18 protein-coding genes are annotated in these 17814 nt (G+C 70.8%); 10 read left to right on the top strand and 8 right to left on the bottom strand.

The annotated features are described in order from the left end of the window. Positions 1-246: 246 nt before the first annotated feature. Entirely contained in the window at positions 247-738 is a 492-nt protein-coding gene (locus tag ACIP84_RS11075; RefSeq protein WP_024758444.1) for an inorganic diphosphatase, read from the bottom strand. A gap of 102 nt (positions 739-840) precedes the next feature. On the opposite strand from ACIP84_RS11075, the gene dacB reads away from it, so the two are divergent. The 8 genes from dacB to ACIP84_RS11035 all read left to right on the top strand — a co-directional run bounded on the left by dacB (position 841) and on the right by ACIP84_RS11035 (position 9823). After that, positions 841-2244, top strand: coding sequence for a D-alanyl-D-alanine carboxypeptidase/D-alanyl-D-alanine-endopeptidase (gene dacB / locus ACIP84_RS11070; RefSeq protein WP_401797255.1), 1404 nt, complete (start codon positions 841-843; stop codon positions 2242-2244). Positions 2245-2331: 87 nt separating this feature from the next. Next, positions 2332-3471 carry a zinc-dependent metalloprotease gene (locus ACIP84_RS11065; protein WP_401797252.1) on the top strand — a complete coding sequence of 380 codons (1140 nt, stop codon included), beginning with the start codon at positions 2332-2334 and terminating at the stop codon, positions 3469-3471. 208 nt (positions 3472-3679) lie between these two features. Then, on the top strand, positions 3680-4699 hold the full coding sequence (tilS, locus tag ACIP84_RS11060) for a tRNA lysidine(34) synthetase TilS (RefSeq protein ID WP_355962677.1): 1020 nt from the start codon (positions 3680-3682) through the stop codon (positions 4697-4699). A 41-nt stretch (positions 4700-4740) separates the two neighbouring features. Next, on the top strand, positions 4741-5280 hold the full coding sequence (gene hpt, locus ACIP84_RS11055; RefSeq protein WP_355962813.1) for a hypoxanthine phosphoribosyltransferase: 540 nt from the start codon (positions 4741-4743) through the stop codon (positions 5278-5280). 172 nt (positions 5281-5452) lie between these two features. Then, complete coding sequence (gene ftsH / locus ACIP84_RS11050; RefSeq protein WP_355962680.1) at positions 5453-7471, top strand: ATP-dependent zinc metalloprotease FtsH; 2019 nt, start codon at positions 5453-5455, stop codon at positions 7469-7471. A 100-nt stretch (positions 7472-7571) separates the two neighbouring features. Continuing rightward, positions 7572-8177, top strand: coding sequence for a GTP cyclohydrolase I FolE (gene folE, locus ACIP84_RS11045; protein WP_401797248.1), 606 nt, complete (start codon positions 7572-7574; stop codon positions 8175-8177). A 70-nt stretch (positions 8178-8247) separates the two neighbouring features. Beyond that, complete coding sequence (locus tag ACIP84_RS11040; protein WP_401797245.1) at positions 8248-9237, top strand: hypothetical protein; 990 nt, start codon at positions 8248-8250, stop codon at positions 9235-9237. A gap of 55 nt (positions 9238-9292) precedes the next feature. Beyond that, positions 9293-9823, top strand: coding sequence for an SMI1/KNR4 family protein (locus tag ACIP84_RS11035; RefSeq protein ID WP_401797242.1), 531 nt, complete (start codon positions 9293-9295; stop codon positions 9821-9823). A gap of 12 nt (positions 9824-9835) precedes the next feature. Here the strand turns inward: ACIP84_RS11035 and ACIP84_RS11030 are convergent, their stop codons facing one another. The 6 genes from ACIP84_RS11030 to ACIP84_RS11005 form a co-directional block, all read right to left on the bottom strand. Then, entirely contained in the window at positions 9836-10324 is a 489-nt protein-coding gene (locus ACIP84_RS11030) for a DUF3180 domain-containing protein (RefSeq protein ID WP_355962687.1), read from the bottom strand. A gap of 62 nt (positions 10325-10386) precedes the next feature. After that, on the bottom strand, positions 10387-10986 hold the full coding sequence (folK, locus tag ACIP84_RS11025; protein WP_401797238.1) for a 2-amino-4-hydroxy-6-hydroxymethyldihydropteridine diphosphokinase: 600 nt from the start codon (positions 10984-10986) through the stop codon (positions 10387-10389). Then, positions 10983-11342 carry a dihydroneopterin aldolase gene (folB, locus tag ACIP84_RS11020; protein WP_017240053.1) on the bottom strand — a complete coding sequence of 120 codons (360 nt, stop codon included), beginning with the start codon at positions 11340-11342 and terminating at the stop codon, positions 10983-10985. The genes folK and folB overlap by 4 nt, the downstream gene beginning before the upstream one ends. A 144-nt stretch (positions 11343-11486) precedes the next feature. After that, positions 11487-11954 (bottom strand): nuclear transport factor 2 family protein, encoded by a 468-nt coding sequence (locus tag ACIP84_RS11015; RefSeq protein ID WP_355962694.1) that lies wholly within the window; start codon positions 11952-11954, stop codon positions 11487-11489. Further along, positions 11951-12811 (bottom strand): dihydropteroate synthase, encoded by an 861-nt coding sequence (folP, locus tag ACIP84_RS11010; protein ID WP_355962697.1) that lies wholly within the window; start codon positions 12809-12811, stop codon positions 11951-11953. Before folP ends, ACIP84_RS11015 begins: the two co-directional genes overlap by 4 nt. Positions 12812-12839: 28 nt before the next feature. Then, a complete protein-coding gene (locus ACIP84_RS11005) occupies positions 12840-14684 on the bottom strand; it encodes a phosphatidylglycerol lysyltransferase domain-containing protein (protein ID WP_401797229.1) in 1845 nt (614 codons plus the stop codon). A 165-nt stretch (positions 14685-14849) separates the two neighbouring features. Here ACIP84_RS11005 and ACIP84_RS11000 point away from each other — a divergent pair, with 165 nt between their 5' ends. Continuing rightward, on the top strand, positions 14850-15962 hold the full coding sequence (locus ACIP84_RS11000; protein WP_401797226.1) for an alpha/beta hydrolase: 1113 nt from the start codon (positions 14850-14852) through the stop codon (positions 15960-15962). 13 nt (positions 15963-15975) lie between these two features. Here the strand turns inward: ACIP84_RS11000 and ACIP84_RS10995 are convergent, their stop codons facing one another. Continuing rightward, positions 15976-16983 (bottom strand): ABC transporter ATP-binding protein, encoded by a 1008-nt coding sequence (locus tag ACIP84_RS10995; RefSeq protein ID WP_401797223.1) that lies wholly within the window; start codon positions 16981-16983, stop codon positions 15976-15978. Positions 16984-17126: 143 nt separating this feature from the next. Between ACIP84_RS10995 and ACIP84_RS10990 the strand changes: the two genes are divergently transcribed. Beyond that, positions 17127-17813: an ABC transporter permease gene (locus tag ACIP84_RS10990; protein ID WP_401797220.1), complete on the top strand. Its 687-nt coding sequence runs from the start codon at positions 17127-17129 to the stop codon at positions 17811-17813. Position 17814 lies beyond the last annotated feature (1 nt).

Genomic DNA, 17814 nt, shown 5'->3' with positions numbered 1-17814 from the left:
GGAGAAGCCTCCCCCGAAACATCTCCCGAGGCCCCTTCCGAAGCCCCCGGAGAGACCTCCGCGGAGACCTCCGCGGAGTCCTCCGCGGAGTCCTCCGCGGAGTCCTTCGAGCCGTCCGGCTCCGCCACCACTCTGTCCGCCTCACTTCCCGGGAACCGTGGATTCCAGTATGAACGTGCGACGGATGTGCGAAAGGCGGTGCACCCAACGGGTGCACCGCCTTCACACGCTCAGAACAGAACCGGCTCAGTGACCGCCCTGCTCCTTGGCACGCGCGTACGACTTCTCGATCTCTTCCTCGGCCTCGGCGCGACCGACCCAGTCGGCGCCCTCGACCGACTTGCCCGGCTCCAGGTCCTTGTAGACCTCGAAGAAGTGCTGGATCTCCAGGCGGTCGAACTCCGCCACGTGGTGGATGTCCCGCAGGTGCTCCATGCGCGGGTCCGTGGCCGGGACGCACAGCAGCTTGTCGTCGCCGCCCGCCTCGTCCGTCATGCGGAACATACCGATCGCGCGGCACTTGATCAGGCAGCCCGGGAAGGTGGGCTCGTCGAGGATGACGAGCGCGTCCAGCGGGTCGCCGTCCTCACCCAGGGTGTTCTCGACGTACCCGTAGTCGGTCGGGTAGGCCGTCGACGTGAACAGACGACGGTCCAGACGGATGCGACCCGTCTCGTGGTCGACCTCGTACTTGTTACGCGATCCCTTGGGGATCTCGATGAGAACGTCGAACTCCACGGGTGGCTCCTCCTGAATCAACACAACTGAATGCTCGCGACGACGCGCGGTGATTAAGTGTCCCTCACGCACGTGTGTGATCGCGAAAGGGGCTGGTCAGCAATGCCCGAGCCGAGGATGTGGCAGCTCACGGCGGGCTCCGCCGCCCTCGGACTGGCCCTGGCCGCCGTGGCGGTGACCACGGCCGGTCCGTGGGACTCGGGTCAGCGTACGGCCGAGCGGGCCCGCGCCGCCGCCCCGGCGGCGGGTGGCGCGCGTCACGCCCCGCCCCCCGCCCCCGCCCCGCCGAAGCGCCCCGCGCCCGCCCCGAGCGCCCCCGGCGTCCTCACCGCCCTGCACGCCCCGGCCCCCGCCGACCGCCCCGCGGACCTCACCGCCCGCCTCGTACCGCTCCTCGCCGACCCCGGGCTCGGCCCGCTGCGCACGGCCTCCGTCGTCGACACCGCCACCGGCAGACAGCTGTACGGCGAGGGCGCCCGCACCCCCATGCCCCCCGCGTCCACGGTCAAGATCGCCACCACCGCCGCCGCGCTCTCCGCCCTCGGCCCCGACCACCGCATCGCCACCACCGTCACCGTCGCCCCCGACGGCCGGACCGTCACCCTCACCGGCGGCGGCGACCCCACACTCGACCCGGCCCGCCTCCAAACCCTCGCGGCCGACACCGCCCGCGCCCTCACCGCGCGCGGCCACACCTCCGTACGCCTCACCTACGACACGAACCTCTACCCGGGCCCCTCGACCCACCCCATCGGCCCCAACGAGAACCTCGCCCCCGTCGTCGCCCTCATGACCGACGAAGGACGACTCGACGACAGCGAGAGCGGCCCCGCACCCCGCACCGGCGACCCCGCCGGCGACACCGCCGCCGCCTTCGCCGCCCACCTCACCGCGGCCGGCATCAAGGTCACCGGCGACCCGGCCCCCGGCCGCACCCCGAAAGCCGCCCCCCTCGCCCGTACCTACTCCGCCCCCCTCGCCGACCTCGTCGAGCGCACCCTCACCCACAGCGACAACGACCTCGCCGAAGCCCTCGCCCGGCAGACCGCCCTCGCCCGCAAGAAGCCCGCGAGTTTCGACGGCGCCGCCCAGGCCGTCCGCGAGGAACTCGCCCGCCTCGGCCTCCCCGTCGCCGGCACCCGCTTCGCCGACGGCAGCGGACTCGACCGCCGCGACCGCGTCTCCGCCGCCCTCCTCACCGGACTCCTCACCCGAGCGGCCGACCCCGCCCGCCCCGCCCTGCGCCCCCTCCTCACCGGACTGCCCGTCGGCGGCTTCACCGGCACCCTCGCCGACCGCTTCGACACCGCACCCGCCACCGAGGGCGCCGGACTCGTCCGCGCCAAGACCGGCACCCTGACAGGCGTCAACACTCTCGCCGGAACCGTCGTCACCGCCGACGGACGCCTCCTCGCCTTCGCGTTCCTCGCCGGCAGCACCCTCTCCCCGTACGAGGCACAGCCCGCCCTCGACCGCCTCTCCGCCGCCCTCGCCGCACAGGACTGACCACCGCCCACCCCGGCACCGCCCCGACCCGCACCGAAGCCGTCCCGAACCCACCCCGAACAGCCTTCGAGACCGTACGGTTGACGCATGACGAGCATCGGTGGCGCAGGCACATCCGGGATGGTCGACTGGAACCTCGCGGTCGCGACCGCGACCCGCCTCGTGCGGCCCGGACCCGAAGTCAGCCGCGACGAGGCCCGCGAGGTCGTCGCCGAACTCCGCAAGCACGCCAAAGCATCGGAGGAACACGTCCGGGCCTACACCCGGATGATCCCCGAGGGCATGGAACTCCACGACACACCCGTCCTCGTCGTCGACCGGGCCGGCTGGATCAAGGCCAACGTCGCCGGCTTCCGCGAACTCCTCACCCCCCTCCTCGGCAAGATGCAGGAACGCCGCTCCAGCACCCCCGGCAACGCCGTCCTCGGCGCCGTCGGCGGCAAGGTCACCGGCGTCGAACTCGGCATGCTCCTGTCGTTCCTCGCCTCCCGCATCCTCGGCCAGTACGAGACCTTCGCCCCCGCCACCCGCGACCTCCCCGCCGGCGCCGACGGCGGCGGACGCCTCCTCCTCGTCGCGCCCAACATCGTCCACGTCGAACGCGAACTCGAAGTCAACCCACACGACTTCCGGCTCTGGGTCTGCCTCCACGAGGAGACCCACCGCACCCAGTTCACCGCCGTCCCCTGGCTCCGCGACCACCTCCAGGGCGAAATCCAGTCGTTCCTCGCCGCCACCGACGTCGACCCCGGCACCGTCGTCGAACGCCTCCGCGAAGCCGCCCAGACCCTCGTCGGCGGCCGCCCCGAAGGCGAGGAGGGCGAACCCGCCCCCTCCTTCGTCGAACTCGTCCAGACCCCCGAACAGCGCGAGATCCTCGGCCGCCTCACCGCCGTCATGTCCCTCCTCGAAGGCCACGCCGACTACGTCATGGACGGCGTCGGACCCCAGGTCGTGCCCTCCGTCGCCGAGATCCGCGAGAAGTTCCAGCAGCGCCGCGCCCGCGGCGCCTCCCGCCTCGACCTCGCCCTGCGCAAGCTCCTCGGCCTCGACGCCAAACTCCGCCAGTACCGCGACGGCGAGCGCTTCGTCCGCGCCGTCGTCGACCAGGTCGGCATGGACGGCTTCAACCGCGTCTGGACCTCGCCCAACACACTCCCCACCAAGACCGAGATCGCCGCTCCCGCCGACTGGATCGCGAGGGTGCACCGTAAGGCAGACTCCTGAGACTGGTGCGGCACACGGCACAGGAACACGTCGCAACACCCCGCCAATCACCCATCCGAGGGACCCTGGGCATGGGGTGAGGCGTGCAATGCTCGGGTAACGGCCGGGTTTCTGTCACCATCGACGCACTCTGAGTGACCGAACCCCCCTTTCCGACCGTTAAGACTCCGACCGAGGCACCCCACCCCATTCACGAAGGGCACCGGACATGGGTCCCCATCCTGCGGTCGCGGCGATACGCCTGGCGGTCCGCCGCGTACTCCACGACGTCCTCACCGAGCACCAGACCGACCCCGCCCCCGCACACGACGCACACACCCCCCTCGTGCTCGTCGCCTGCTCCGGAGGCGCCGACTCCATGGCGCTCGCCTCCGCCCTCGCCTTCGAGGCCCGCAAGCTCCCCGTGCGCGCCGGCGGCATCACCGTCGACCACGGACTCCAGGACGGCTCCGACACCCGCGCGAGCGAGGTCGTCGCACGCATGACCGCCCTCGGCCTCACCCCCTCCGAGGCCGTCGCCGTCACCGTCGGCCGCGAAGGAGGACCCGAGGCCGCCGCACGCGACGCCCGCTACGCGGCCCTCGACGCCGCCGCCGAACGCCACGGAGCCGCCGCGATCCTCCTCGGCCACACCCGCGACGACCAAGCGGAAACCGTCCTCCTCGGGCTCGCCCGCGGCTCCGGCATCCGCTCCCTCTCCGGCATGGCCGCGATCTCCGGCGCCTCCGGCCGCTACCGGCGCCCCTTCCTCCAGCTCGACCGCCAGACCGTCCGCAAGGCCTGCGTCGCACAGGAACTCGCCGTCTGGGACGACCCCCACAACAGCGACCCCGCCTACACCCGCTCCAGGCTCCGCCACGAAGGCCTCCCCGCCCTCGAGAAGGCCCTCGGCAAGGGCGTGGTCGAAGCCCTCGCCCGAACGGCCCAACTCTCCCGCGACGACGCCGACGCCCTCGACACCTGGGCCGCCGACGCCGAGACCCGCGTACGCGACGAGGCGGGCGCCCTGGAGTGCGCCAAGCTCTACGGCCTGCCCCCCGCCGTACGCCGCCGCGTCCTGCGCCGCGCCGTCATCGCCGAGGGCGCACCCGCCGGCTCCCTCTTCGCCCGCCACATCGAAGAAGTCGACCGGCTCATCACCGGCTGGCGCGGCCAAGGGGCCATCAACCTGCCCGGCCGCGTCGAAGCCCGCCGCCAGGGTGGCAGACTGGTCATCCGGCAAGGCTGACGCACGCTGCAACGAAAGTGACCCGGGTGAACGAGAAGGACATGGGCACCGACCTCCAGTCGGTGCTCATCACCAAGGAAGAGATCGACGCCAAGCTGGCAGAGCTGGCCGCGAAGATCGACGCGGAATACGCGGACAAGGACCTGCTCATCGTCGGCGTCCTCAAGGGCGCGGTGATGGTGATGGCGGATCTGGCTCGCGCCCTTTCCACTCCCGTCACCATGGACTGGATGGCCGTGTCCTCCTACGGCGCCGGCACCCAGTCCTCGGGCGTCGTCAGAATCCTCAAGGACCTCGACACCGACATCAAGGGCAAGCACGTCCTGATCGTCGAGGACATCATCGACTCCGGCCTGACACTGTCCTGGCTCCTGTCGAACCTCGGCTCGCGCGAGCCCGCCTCCCTCGAGGTCTGCACGCTGCTCCGCAAGCCCGAGGCCGCCAAGGTCGCGATCGACGTCAAGTGGATCGGTTTCGACATCCCCAACGAGTTCGTCGTCGGCTACGGCCTCGACTACGCCGAGAAGTACCGGAACCTTCCGTTCGTCGGCACGCTCGCCCCGCACGTCTACGGCGGCTGAACACCAGCGCCGTACGGGGAACCCGCACCGCCTTCCCCCCGTTGAACCATGGGAAGGCGGCCGCGGGCGACGATGCTGAGGTACCGTCCGAAGAACAGCTTTTTCACACAGCAGCTCTCACAGCAGCATTTTCCTACGGGCAGGAGGGACGGGGCGTTCTCGCTCCGTATGGATGGACGTGAAGCGATACTTCCGTGGGCCGGTCATGTGGATCGTGCTGGCCGTCCTCGCCGTGGTCGTGCTGATGCAGGTCGTCGGCTCGTCCGAGGGCTACAAGACGGTGGACACCGGCAAGGTCGTCCAGGCGATCGACAAGAACCAGGTCAAGCAGGCAAAGGTCACCACCGGTGACGAGCAGATCATCAAGATCGAGCTCGTCGACGGTCAGAAGATCGACAACAGCAGCAAGGTCCAGGCCAGCTACATCGGCTCCCAGGGCGTCGACGTCGCCGACAAGCTGCAGGAGAAGTTCGAGGCCGGGCAGATCGAGAAGGGCTACACCGTCTCCCCGACGAAGCAGTCGCCCTTCGTCTCGATCCTGCTCTCCCTCCTCCCCTTCGTCCTCATCGTGGTCGTCTTCCTCTTCCTGATGAACCAGATGCAGGGCGGCGGCTCCCGCGTCATGCAGTTCGGCAAGTCCAAGGCGAAGCTCATCACCAAGGACACGCCGAAGACCACCTTCGCCGACGTCGCCGGCTCGGACGAGGCCGTCGAAGAACTCCACGAGATCAAGGAGTTCCTCCAGGAGCCGGCCAAGTTCCAGGCCGTCGGCGCCAAGATCCCCAAGGGCGTCCTGCTCTACGGCCCCCCCGGAACCGGCAAGACGCTCCTCGCGCGCGCCGTCGCCGGCGAAGCCGGAGTGCCGTTCTACTCGATCTCCGGCTCCGACTTCGTCGAGATGTTCGTCGGCGTCGGCGCCTCCCGGGTCCGCGACCTCTTCGAACAGGCCAAGGCCAACGCGCCCGCCATCGTCTTCGTCGACGAGATCGACGCCGTCGGACGCCACCGCGGCGCCGGCCTCGGCGGCGGCCACGACGAGCGCGAGCAGACCCTCAACCAGCTGCTCGTCGAGATGGACGGCTTCGACGTGAAGGGCGGCGTCATCCTGATCGCCGCCACGAACCGCCCCGACATCCTCGACCCCGCCCTCCTGCGCCCCGGCCGCTTCGACCGGCAGATCGCCGTCGACCGACCGGACATGCAGGGCCGTCTGGAGATCCTCAAGGTCCACCAGAAGGGCAAGCCGGTCGCACCGGACGTCGACCTCGGCGCCGTCGCCCGACGCACCCCCGGCTTCACCGGCGCGGACCTCTCCAACGTCCTCAACGAGGCGGCACTCCTCACCGCCCGCAGCGACCAGAAGCTGATCGACAACGCGGCACTGGACGAGGCGATCGACCGAGTGGTCGCGGGCCCGCAGAAGCGGACCCGGATCATGTCGGACAAGGAGAAGAAGATCACCGCGTACCACGAGGGCGGCCACGCCCTCGTCGCGGCGGCCTCGCCGAACTCCGACCCCGTCCACAAGATCACCATCCTGTCCCGCGGCCGCGCCCTGGGCTACACGATGGTCCTGCCGGACGAGGACAAGTACTCGACCACCCGCAACGAGATGCTCGACCAGCTGGCGTACATGCTGGGCGGCCGTGCGGCGGAGGAACTGGTCTTCCACGACCCGACCACCGGCGCCGCCAACGACATCGAGAAGGCCACGGCAACGGCCCGCGCGATGGTCACCCAGTACGGCATGACCGAGCGTCTCGGCGCGATCAAGTTCGGTGGCGACAACACCGAGCCCTTCCTCGGCCGAGAGATGGCGCACCAGCGCGACTACTCGGAAGAGGTCGCGGCGCTGGTCGACGAAGAGGTCAAGAAGCTCATCGAGACCGCGCACAACGAGGCCTGGGAGATCCTCGTCGAGAACCGCGACGTCCTCGACAACCTGGTCCTCGCCCTCCTGGAGAAGGAGACGCTGGGCAAGGAGGAGATCGCCGAGATCTTCACCGCCATCACCAAGCGCCCGGCCCGCCCGGCCTGGACCGGCTCCTCCCGCCGTACCCCGTCCACGCGTCCGCCGGTGCTCTCCCCCAAGGAGCTCGCCCTGACGAACACGGCGAACGGCTCGGCGACCCCCGCGGTCGACACCACGAAGGGCATCGAGATCGCCCCGGTGGACACCCCGGAGGACTGACCGTCCCGCACCCCCGGAATGGCTGCCGCGCCCCCACAGGTTCTAGCCTGTGGGGGCGCGGCATTTCGCGCACATCAGTCAGACGGAACGAGGCACAGAGATGACCGACCCGGTGACGCTGGACGGCGAGGGCACGATCGGCGAGTTCGACGAGAAGCGCGCCGAGGCCGCCGTACGCGAGCTCCTCATCGCGGTCGGCGAGGACCCGGACCGCGAGGGTTTGCAGAAGACGCCTGCTCGCGTTGCGCGTGCGTATCGTGAATTGCTGGGTGGAATGCGACAGGAGCCCGAGGATGTCCTGACCACTACTTTTGATCTCGGGCATGACGAAATGGTGCTCGTGAAGGACATCGAGCTCGTTAGCTTCTGCGAACATCATTTGCTCCCGTTCCACGGTGTGGCTCATGTGGGCTACATTCCGGCCGAGACCGGCAAGATCACGGGTCTGTCGAAGCTGGCGCGTTTGGTCGACGTCTTCGCGCGTCGCCCGCAGGTCCAGGAGCGTCTGACGACGCAGATCGCCGATTCGCTGATGCGGATTCTCGAAGCTCGCGGTGCGATCGTCGTCATCGAGGCCGAGCACATGTGCATGTCGGTGCGCGGCATCCGCAAGCCGGGTGCCAAGACGACGACCTCGGCGGTACGTGGTCAACTTCGTGACGCTAGTACACGCGCTGAGGCCATGTCCCTGATATTGGCTCGCTAGTAGCGGGCTGTCCGTCACGCTCCCTACCGTCCCCGATCAGTGGAACCGATGGCTGATCAAGGGGACCGGTATGGGGTACGGGCTGACCAGCAAGATGCTGGTGAACCTGGTGGGCGGCTGTGCCCAGGCGAAGAACGTCGTCCCGGGCAGCACCCTGTGGACGCTGGACGGGGACCGGACGGTGCAGACCACGGTCGTGGACGTCGCGGCGGTGAAGGCGCGTGCCGCCGTCGACGTGGTCACGGACCACATGACGTTCTCCGCCAGTCCCGACCTGCTGCTGGCCACGCCGGACGGCTGGACGCACGCGGCGGACGCGGCAGGGAAGACGGTTGCCTGGACGCCCGCGCGGAAGCTGCGCCGGGAGCGGCCGGCAATCAGGCCGGGGTACGAGTTCGGCTACCTCGTGGGCGCCACCTGCGCCGACGGCACGGTGGGCAAGAACTACGTGTCGCTGGTCGTGAACGAGGAGCGCTTCGCGGCCCGGTACGCGACCGCACTCACGTCCTGCACTGGGCTCCCCGCCCGCCTTGAGGCTGTGACCCGGCCGTCCGGCTACCTGAAGCGGGACCTGCCTGGTTTCCGTGTACGCGTGGTCTCCTCGTACCTCTCCGACGCGCTGCGGCACTACGTAGGCGGGGACGCTCATCACATGCGGCAGCGCTTCCCCAGGGTCGTCCTGCGGGACCTCGATACGTTCGAAGGTTTCCTCGACGGCTACATCGAAGGTGATGGTTGCCGTCTCAAGCACTGGAACGGGCGCATGATCGCGAGCGCCAATGCTGCCTTCCTGGCCGAACTCGCCCCCATCATCGGGGCGCGCTTCACTCCGAAGGCCCATGGGGCCTCACAGCTCTGCGTATCGGACCGCTGGAGGACACGGGGCACCTTCACTCCCGAGTACCACCCCGTCCGCCCGCCCGAATTCACCTGGATCAAGGTCCAAGAGGTCCGTCCCCGCCCCGCTCTGGGGGCGAAACCCTTCACCTTCTACAGCTACCGGCTCGCCCCGTACCCGACCTTCCTCGTGAACGGGCACCTCGTGCGTGAGCCCTGGTAGTGCCTGGGTCGGGCCGGCGCCCGGTGGTGTCAGTGGCGGCGGCTAGCCTGCGCGGGTGATCGAGACGTTCGGCGGCGACCGCCGCTTTCCTGACGCGTTGGCCGCTGTCGCCCGGGTCGAGTTCGACTACGGCGAAGAGGGCGAGGGCGTCGACTTCGAGCCGTACGACGCCTTCGAGTCCGCCGAGGAGACGACCGACTGGCTCCGGCACTGGACGGGCAACCACGCGCTCGACGGCGGTGACTACCGCGTCTTCGGGCAGGACGGGACCGGCGGTCTCGCGGCGATCTGGTGTGTGCGGCCGGGCCGGCCGCTTGCCGAGCAGCCCGTGGTGTTCATGGGGTCGGAGGGCGAGCGCGGTGTGGTCGCCGGGAACCTGTCCGACTTCCTGTGGGTGCTCGCCGACGGCTACGGGCCGATGGAGGCCGCTCTGTACGTGGAGCGGGAGGCGCGCCCGGATGCGGACCTGGCCGATCTGGCGGGGCGGTACGCGACCACGCCGCGCCGGGGTGCTCGGGAGATCGTCGGGGAGGCGCAGGCCGAGTTCGCGCGTTTCTCGGCGGATCTCGACGCGCTCTGCCGCTGAGTGGGAGGTCCCCTACTGGGCCCGGGCCTTGTCCGGGCCGCTCTCGTCGTCGTCTTCCGGGAGTCTGCAGACGCGCTCCAGGAAGAGGGCGGCCGCGATGACGGCGATGCCCGCCGCTACCGAGAAGGCCGCGTAGAGGGCCTGGTCGCGGCGGGCGGGGACGTCGAGGGAGCCGAGGAGGTAGACGCCCGTGCCGCCGTACATGCCGGCGACGAGGGCGGCCACCAGGGCGCTCGCCTGGCCGAAGACCACCGCGCGGGCGGCCATCAGGGGTTCGACGCCCTTGGCGCCGGGGCGCCGTTCGCGCTGGGCCTTGAGGCGGGCGCGGATGGAGAGGGCGGTCGCGGTGAGGACGGCGGCGATCACGGCGAGGACGATGGGCGCGGCGATCGGCACGCTGGGCAGGGTGCCGACCGCGTCCCAGAGCCGTGCGGCGCCCCAGGAGAGGATGCCGGCCACGAGGAACAGTCCGGCGAGCACTTTCAGCCGCAGTTGTTTCACCGGGTGTCCTTCTCCTGGTCGTCGGGGTGCTCCGCTGTGCGGTCTGCCACGAAGCGTAACGACTACTCGGGCAGACGGAGTTCCAGGTCGGCGCGGCGGGCGATGCCCGCGTCGCCGAGGCCGGCGAGGAGTGCTGCGACGGTGCCGTGGCCGGGGAGCTGGGCCTCGGGGTCCACGTCGTGCCACGGGGCGAGGACGAAGGCGCGCTGGTGGGCGCGGGGGTGCGGGAGGGTGAGGACGGGGTCTTCGGAGACCACGTCGGCGTAGGCGACGATGTCGACGTCGATGGTGCGGGCGCCCCAGCGCTCCTCGCGGACGCGGTGGAAGGCCTCTTCGACGGCGTGGGCGCGCTCCAGGAGGGAGGAGGGCGGGAGTGTCGTCTTCACGAGCGCGACGGCGTTGAAGTACGAGGGCTGGCTCTCGGGGTCGACGCCCCAGGGCTCCGTCTCGTACACGGGGGAGACGGCCTTGACCCGGAGGCCGGGGGTGTCCGCGAGGGCGTCGACGGCCCCCTGGAGGGTCTCCAGGCGGTTGCCGAGGTTGGCGCCGAGGGCCACGACGGCCCAGCGGGGGTTGGACAGCGTCGTGTCGGCGGCGTCGACGGTGGCGACGACGGAGGCCGGTACGGGCTGCACGGTGGGGTCGCTCTGCATCGGCTTCATCGTCGGCTCCGGGTGATCGTGATGGTCACGTCGTCGAACGGCACGGTGATGGGCGCGTCCGGTTTGTGGACGACGACCTCCACCTCTTGTACCCCGGCGTGGCTGAGGCATTGCTGGGCGATGCGCTCGGCGAGCGTTTCGATGAGGTCGACGGGCTCGCCCTGGACGACGTCGACGACCTCTTCGGCGACGATCCCGTAGTGCACGGTCTTCGCCAGGTCGTCGTCGGCCGCCGCCGGGCGGGTGTCCAGGCCGAGGACCAGGTCCACGATGAAGGTCTGGCCCTCCTCGCGCTCCTTGGGGAAGACGCCGTGGTGGCCTCGGGCCTTGAGGCCGCGCAGCGCGACACGATCCACGCGAATCACTCCTGCTGTCGTAGTTCGGTGGCCACGCAGCCGGGTGCGGACGGCCGGGTGTCCAGCATCGAATCTACCTGCGGGGACCGACAGGGCTTGCCTGCGGGGGCCGTGGGCGGGTCCGGGGGGTGGGTGGCGGGGTGGTTACGGGGTGTCGCCGCCGGGCTCTTCGTCCGGTGTTTCCTCGGTGTCGGTGAGGACGGGGGAGGCGTGGTGGGACCAGATGCGCCAGCCGTCGGGTGTGTGGCGGAACACATTGGTGGCGACGACGAGCTGTCCGACGAGGGGGCCGAGCTCGGCGCCGTCCTCGGCGGGGCCGCCGCTGAGGATGTTCTCGGTGCAGGTGACGACGGCGGTGTGGTCGGCGAGGGAGATCTTGAGGTCGGTGAGGAAGAACTGGATGTACTCGGTGTTGGCCATGATCAGGGCGTACGAGCGGAGTACTTCGCCGCGGCCGGTGAGGACGGGCCAGCCGGGGTGGACGCAGGTGATGGGGGTGGCTCCGTCGTCGAGCCAGAGTGCTGAGACGCCTTCGAAGTCGCCGGTCTCCATCGCCTCGTAGAAGGCGGTGTTGGCGGCTTCGACGGCCGCTTCGTCGGCGTTGCGGCTCACGCGGCTCCCTCGACGGCGCGGGCGACGCGTACGGCGTCGGCGGTGGCCCGGACCTCGTGGACGCGGACGGCCCACGCGCCCGCGTGGGCGGCGAGGGCGGAGACGGCGGCGGTGGCGGCGTCGCGTTCGCGGGCGGGCGGGGGTGCGGCGCCTTCGCGGGCGAGGACGTGGCCGAGGAATCGTTTGCGGGAGGCGGCGACGAGGAGGGGGTGGCCGAGGGCGCGGAGTTCGGGGAGGTGGGCGACGAGGGCGAGGTCGTGGGGGGCGAGTTTGGCGAAGCCGAGGCCCGGGTCGACGACGATGCGTCCGGGGTCGATGCCGCCGTCGATGACGGCTTCGAGGCGGGTGCGGAGTTCGCCGACGACCTCGGTGACGACGTCGTCGTATACGGCGAGGCTGTTCATGTCCTGGCTGAATCCGCGCCAGTGCATGACGACGAAGGGGACTTCGGCGGCGGCGACGGCGGGGACCATGGCGGGGTCGGCGAGGCCGCCGCTGACGTCGTTGACGAGGAGGGCGCCGGCTTCGACGGCGCGGGCGGCGACGCGGGCGCGCATGGTGTCGACGGAGACGGTGACGCCTTCGGCGGCGAGGCCGCGGACGACGGGGACGACGCGGCGGAGTTCTTCCTCCTCGTCGACGCGGCTGGCGCCGGGCCGGGTGGACTCGCCGCCGACGTCGACGAGGTCGGCGCCCTCGGCGACGAGGTCGAGGCCGTGTTTGACGGCGGCCGTGGTGTCGAACCAGCGGCCGCCGTCGGAGAAGGAGTCGGGGGTCACGTTGACCACGCCCATGACCGCGCAGCGGTCCCACTCCGGCAGGCCTCGGGCGGTGCCCCGGTCGATCGTCGTCCTCATGCGTCCAGCGTAGGGCCCAGGGGTGGCATCAGGCCGCTCGGACCTCGCGCTCGGCGGGGGCGGGGACGATGTGGGCGCAGGGGCGGGGGGTCGGGGCGGGGCGCTTGCGGGTGAAGGGGCGGGGCAGTGCGAGGCTCACGAAGCCTTCGGCCTGCATGGCGGCGAAGCCGATGCGGGGGAGGTCGCGGCTCTTGCGGTAGACGACGAAGCGGGGTTCCCAGCGGGGTCGGAACTTGGCGTTGAACTTGTACAGCGACTCGATCTGGAACCAGCGGGAGAGGAAGACGAGGAGGCCGCGCCAGACGCGGAGGACGGGTCCGGCGCCGATCTTCTCGCCGCGGGCGAGGGCCGAGCGGAACATGGCGAAGTTGAGGGACACGCGCGCGATGCCGAGGTCGGGGGAGGCCTGGAGGGCGGCGACGATGAGGAGCTCGTTCATGCCGGGGTCGGCGGAGCGGTCGCGGCGCATGAGTTCGAGGGACATGCCGTCCGGGCCCCAGGGGACGAAGTGGATGATCGCCTTGAGGTCGCCGTAGGTGGAGTCGGGCGTGTCGTCCGCGTCGGTCTTGTGGGCGGTCGCTATGACGGCGTCGCCGTCGCCGGGGGCGCCGATGCGGCCGAGGGCCATGGAGAAGCCGCGTTCGGTGTCGGTGCCGCGCCAGTCGGCGGCGGCGCGGCGGACTTGTTCGAGTTCGGCGTCGTCGAGGTCACGGACGCGGCGGACCTGGGTGGTGTAGCCGTTGCGTTCGATGCGTTTGACCATTTGGCGGACGTTGCGCATGGCTCGTCCGGAGAGGGAGAAATCCGCGACGTCGACGACCGCCTCGTCGCCGAGTTCGAGGGCGTCGAGGCCGGTCTCGCGGGTCCAGACCTGGCCGCCGGTCTCGGAGCAGCCCATGACGGCGGGGGTCCAGGAGTGGGCCTTGGCCTCGTCCATGAAGCGTTCGATGGCGCCGGGCCAGGCCTCGACGTCGCCGATGGGGTCGCCGCTGGCGAGCATGACGCCGGAGACGACGCGGTAGCAGACGGCGGCTTTTCCGCTGGGGGAGAAGACGACGCCCTTGTCGCTGCGGAGCGCGAAGTGGCCGAGGGAGTCGCGGCCGCCGTGCTGGTCGAGGAGGGCGCGCAGGCGGACCTCGTCTTCGTCGGTGAGGCGGGCCGCGGGGTGCTCGGGGCGGAAGGCGAGGTAGATGGTGGTGAGGGCGGTGAGCATGCCGAGGGCGCCGAGGGAGTAGCCGACGGTCCAGTCGACGCCGTTGCTGTAGCCGACGGGGCCTTCGACGCCGAAGAGTCCGTACAGGACGTGTTCGAGGCGGTCGGTGAGGCTGGGGCTGCCGATGACGCGGCGGGGGTGGGCGCTGACGATGACGAGGCCGAGGGCGATGGATCCGGCGCCCATGACGACGAAGTTGGCGAGTGCGCGCCAGCGGCTGCGGGGGTCGGGCAGGGCGGCGAACTGGCCGCGGTGGCGTAGGAGGAGTGTGAGGAGTACGAGGGAGAGGAGGGCGCCGAGGACGGAGTGGCGCCAGACGAACTGGGCGAGGGCGCCGAGGGGGAGGAGGACGACGGCGGCGCGCCAGGCGCGGCGCTTGTGGCGCTTGAGGCCGTGGGCGAGGAGCAGGAGGAGGACGCCGGCGCTGAGGGAGAGGGCGGCGGAGAGGGGGCCGAGGGTGCCGGGGAGGACTTCTGCCATGGCGTGCATCCGGCTGGCGCGGAAGCGGGGGAAGACGCCGGCGGCGATGTCGATGAGGCCGATCAGGGTGCAGGCGGTGCCGACGAGCGCGGGGACCTTCTCGGGGCGGGGGCCGCGGAGAATCCGGCGTACTCGAACCGGAACCAATCCTGATTTGTCCCCATCTACTGTGACAGACATGGCTTCCCGTGCTTCCCGTGGTCCTGCGAAGGGTCCTTGACTCCGGTCGGGCCCTGCGGCGCGTTCGGCGGGCCGTTCCGGTTGGTGCGCCTTCTAGGACGGAGCCGTGCGGAGTCGGGTTCATCGGTCCACAGGAAATTCTCAGAAAGAAGGCTCGGTCGTCCCATGGGTCTCACCAGCAACAAAGTCCTCGTGGTGGCGGTCGTGCTTGCCGTGGCGCTGTTCCTCGTCACGGTCTGGGTGTGGCCTCGGCTGGCGCGGCGTGGTTGGCGGGCGGTGGTGGGGCGGATCGGGCTGCTGCTGGTGACGCAGCTGGCGCTGTTCGCCGCGGTGGGCCTGGCGGCGAACCGTTCCTTCCTCTTCTACGGCTCGTGGGCCGACCTGTTCGGGCAGGAGCAGGACATGGGCGTGGTCGTCGACCACGCGGCCGGTTCGAAGGACCTCAAGGTGGTGGGGAAGCAGGGGCTCGACGTGCCGGGCGGCGGCCGTCCGACGACCGCGGGCCAGATACAGAAGGTCGTCGTGGCGGGGGAGCGGTCCGGGATCGTGTCGCCGGCCTATGTGTACCTGCCGCCGGAGTACTTCCAGGCGAAGTACGCCGAGCGCACCTTCCCGGCGGCGGTGGTGCTGACGGGGTACCCGGGCACGGCGGAGAACCTGATCAAAGGGCTGAAGTACCCGAAGACGGCCTACCTCCAGGCGAAGGAGGGCCGGATGCAGCCGATGATCCTGGTGATGCTCCGCCCGACGGTGGCGCCGCCGCGGGACACCGAGTGCGTGGACATCCCGGGCGGCCCGCAGACGGAGACGTTCTTCGCGGAGGACCTGCCGAGGGCGGTCTCGGAGACGTACCGGGTGGGCACGAAGCCCCGCAACTGGGGCTTCATGGGGAACTCCACCGGCGGGTACTGCGCGCTGAAGATCGCCCTGCACCACCCCGACCGGTTCGCCGCCGGAGCGGGATTCTCCGCGTACTACCGGGCGGCGGAGGACGTGACGACCGGTGACCTCTTCCACGGGGACGACGGCCTGCGCAAGCGGGGCGACCTGCTGTGGAGCCTGGACCACCGGCCGCAGGGCGCGTCGTCGTTTCTGGTGACGACGTCGAAGCAGGGCGAGGGCAACCGGCGGGGCACGCTCGACTTCATCAAGAAGGTGAAGAGCCCGGCGAAGGTCTCGTCGATCACGCTGGAGAGCGGCGGCCACAACTTCAACACGTGGAACCGCGAGATCCCGCCGGGTCTGGTCTGGATGAGCGGCAAGCTCAGCGCGACCTGAGTCCGAGCCGCGCTCAGGAGGCCGGGGCCGGGGCGGAGGTCGATGCCCGGCGCAGGGCGCGGTGGACGCCCTCCGGGGTGAGGACGCCGAGCGGGCGGCCGTCGTCGCCGGTGACCGTGAGCCGGCCGGTGTCGTGCTGGAGGAGCACGGCGAGGGCGTCCTTGAGCGAGGTGCCGAGCGGGACGGGGTCGGGGGCGCCGTCCCGGTTCCCGGCCTTGTCGAGCGCCGCGGTGCCTCCCGCCGGTACGGGTTCGAGGTCGGCCTCCGTGACGGGCGTGACCGCGAGCCGCTTCAGGCCGCGGTCGCTGCCGACGAAGTCCGCGACGTACGGGGTGGCGGGGGCGCCGAGGACGGTCGCGGGCGTGTCGAACTGCTCGATGCGGCCCTGGCCGTAGACAGCCATGCGGTCGCCCATGCGGACGGCCTCCTCGATGTCGTGGGTGACGAGGAGGACGGTCTTGCGGACGGTGGCCTGCAGGGCGAGGAACTCGTTCTGGAGGCGCTCGCGGACCACCGGGTCGACGGCGCCGAACGGCTCGTCCATGAGGAGGACCGGCGGGTCCGCGGCGAGGGCGCGGGCCACGCCGACGCGCTGGCGCTGACCACCGGAGAGCTGCGCGGGGTAGCGGGAGCCGTAGACGGCCGGGTCGAGACCGACGAGGTCGAGGAGTTCGGCGGCACGCGCGCGTGCGGCCGCCTTCTTCCAGCCGAGGAGGGCGGGGACGGTCGCGGTGTTGTCGAGGACCGTGCGGTGGGGGAAGAGCCCGACCTGCTGGATGACGTAGCCGATCTTGCGACGCAGGGCGACGGGGTCGACGCCGGCGATGTCCTCGCCGTCGACGAGGACGCGGCCGGAGGTCGGCTCGACGAGCCGGTTCACCATCATCATCGTGGTCGTCTTGCCGCAGCCGGACGGCCCGACCAGGGTGACGAGTTCGCCCTCCGCCACCTCGAACGAGAGGTCGTCGACGGCGGTGGTGCCGTCCGGGTACCGCTTGGTCACGTGCTCGAACCGGATCATGGTTCCCCATTCTGGCCCCTGGACGCCGGGGGTGTGTGAAGGGCGTGTTGCCGCATTGTGGCGGGTCTCGGGGATTGTCGGTGGCGGGGGTTAGGGTCGTCAGACATGCGTTCGGAAGATCGACGAACCGGGGGGAGGGACGGATGAGCGCGCCGAACTGTCTGGTCACGAACGACTGGATCTGCGGTGAGTATCTGCGCACCCGCTCCCGGGAGTTGACCGACGCCACGCTCCAGCATGTGGGAATCACGGTCGTGTCCGTGCTGATCGCGCTCGCCGTCGCGGTGCCGCTCGCGCTGCTCGTCCGGGCCAGGCCCCGCTTCGCGGGCCCCGTCCTCGGACTGACCACCCTGCTCTACACGGTGCCGTCGCTCGCCATGTTCTCCCTGCTGCTGCCCCTGTTCGGGCTCTCGTCGGCGCTCGTGGTCACCGGCCTCGTGCTGTACGCGCTGACGATCCTCGTGCGGAACACGCTGGCGGGACTCGCCGCCGTGCCCGCCGAGACCCGGGAGGCCGCCCGGGGCATGGGGTACGGCTCGCTGCGCCTCCTGTGGCAGGTAGAACTGCCGCTGGCGCTGCCGGTGCTGATGGCGGGGATACGGATGGCGACGGTCTCCACGATCGCGCTGACGACGGTCGGTTCGGTCGTCGGCCGCGGCGGTCTCGGCAATCTCATCGAGGACGCGCTGCCCACCTTCTTCAAGGCGCAGATGCTCGCCGCCTCGGTGCTGTGCGTACTGCTCGCCGTCGCCGCCGACCTGCTGCTCCTGGGACTCCAGCGGCTCCTCACGCCGTGGACCCGGATACGGACCGCGCCGGGAGGTGGGTGAG

It is taken from the genome of Streptomyces sp. NPDC088707 (genome assembly GCF_044752725.1).
In the GTDB taxonomy this organism is placed as follows: Bacteria; Actinomycetota; Actinomycetes; order Streptomycetales; family Streptomycetaceae; genus Streptomyces.
The sequence above is the reverse complement of the archived record's forward strand: the minus strand, read 5'-3'. Positions and strand labels throughout refer to the sequence as shown.

Excerpts from the sequence above, each read along its gene's own strand:
- tilS (WP_355962677.1), top strand. The coding sequence starts at position 3,680 with ATGGGTCCCCATCCTGCGGTCGCGGCGATACGCCTGGCGGTCCGCCGC.
- ACIP84_RS11000 (WP_401797226.1), top strand. The coding sequence starts at position 14,850 with ATGGGTCTCACCAGCAACAAAGTCCTCGTGGTGGCGGTCGTGCTTGCC.
- ftsH (WP_355962680.1), top strand. The coding sequence starts at position 5,453 with ATGGACGTGAAGCGATACTTCCGTGGGCCGGTCATGTGGATCGTGCTG.
- hpt (WP_355962813.1), top strand. The coding sequence starts at position 4,741 with ATGGGCACCGACCTCCAGTCGGTGCTCATCACCAAGGAAGAGATCGAC.
- ACIP84_RS11065 (WP_401797252.1), top strand. The coding sequence starts at position 2,332 with ATGACGAGCATCGGTGGCGCAGGCACATCCGGGATGGTCGACTGGAAC.
- ACIP84_RS11040 (WP_401797245.1), top strand. The coding sequence starts at position 8,248 with ATGGGGTACGGGCTGACCAGCAAGATGCTGGTGAACCTGGTGGGCGGC.
- ACIP84_RS10990 (WP_401797220.1), top strand. The coding sequence starts at position 17,127 with ATGAGCGCGCCGAACTGTCTGGTCACGAACGACTGGATCTGCGGTGAG.
- folP (WP_355962697.1), bottom strand. The coding sequence starts at position 12,811 with ATGAGGACGACGATCGACCGGGGCACCGCCCGAGGCCTGCCGGAGTGG.
- folE (WP_401797248.1), top strand. The coding sequence starts at position 7,572 with ATGACCGACCCGGTGACGCTGGACGGCGAGGGCACGATCGGCGAGTTC.
- folK (WP_401797238.1), bottom strand. The coding sequence starts at position 10,986 with ATGAAGCCGATGCAGAGCGACCCCACCGTGCAGCCCGTACCGGCCTCC.
- ACIP84_RS11005 (WP_401797229.1), bottom strand. The coding sequence starts at position 14,684 with ATGTCTGTCACAGTAGATGGGGACAAATCAGGATTGGTTCCGGTTCGA.
- ACIP84_RS10995 (WP_401797223.1), bottom strand. The coding sequence starts at position 16,983 with ATGATCCGGTTCGAGCACGTGACCAAGCGGTACCCGGACGGCACCACC.
- dacB (WP_401797255.1), top strand. The coding sequence starts at position 841 with ATGCCCGAGCCGAGGATGTGGCAGCTCACGGCGGGCTCCGCCGCCCTC.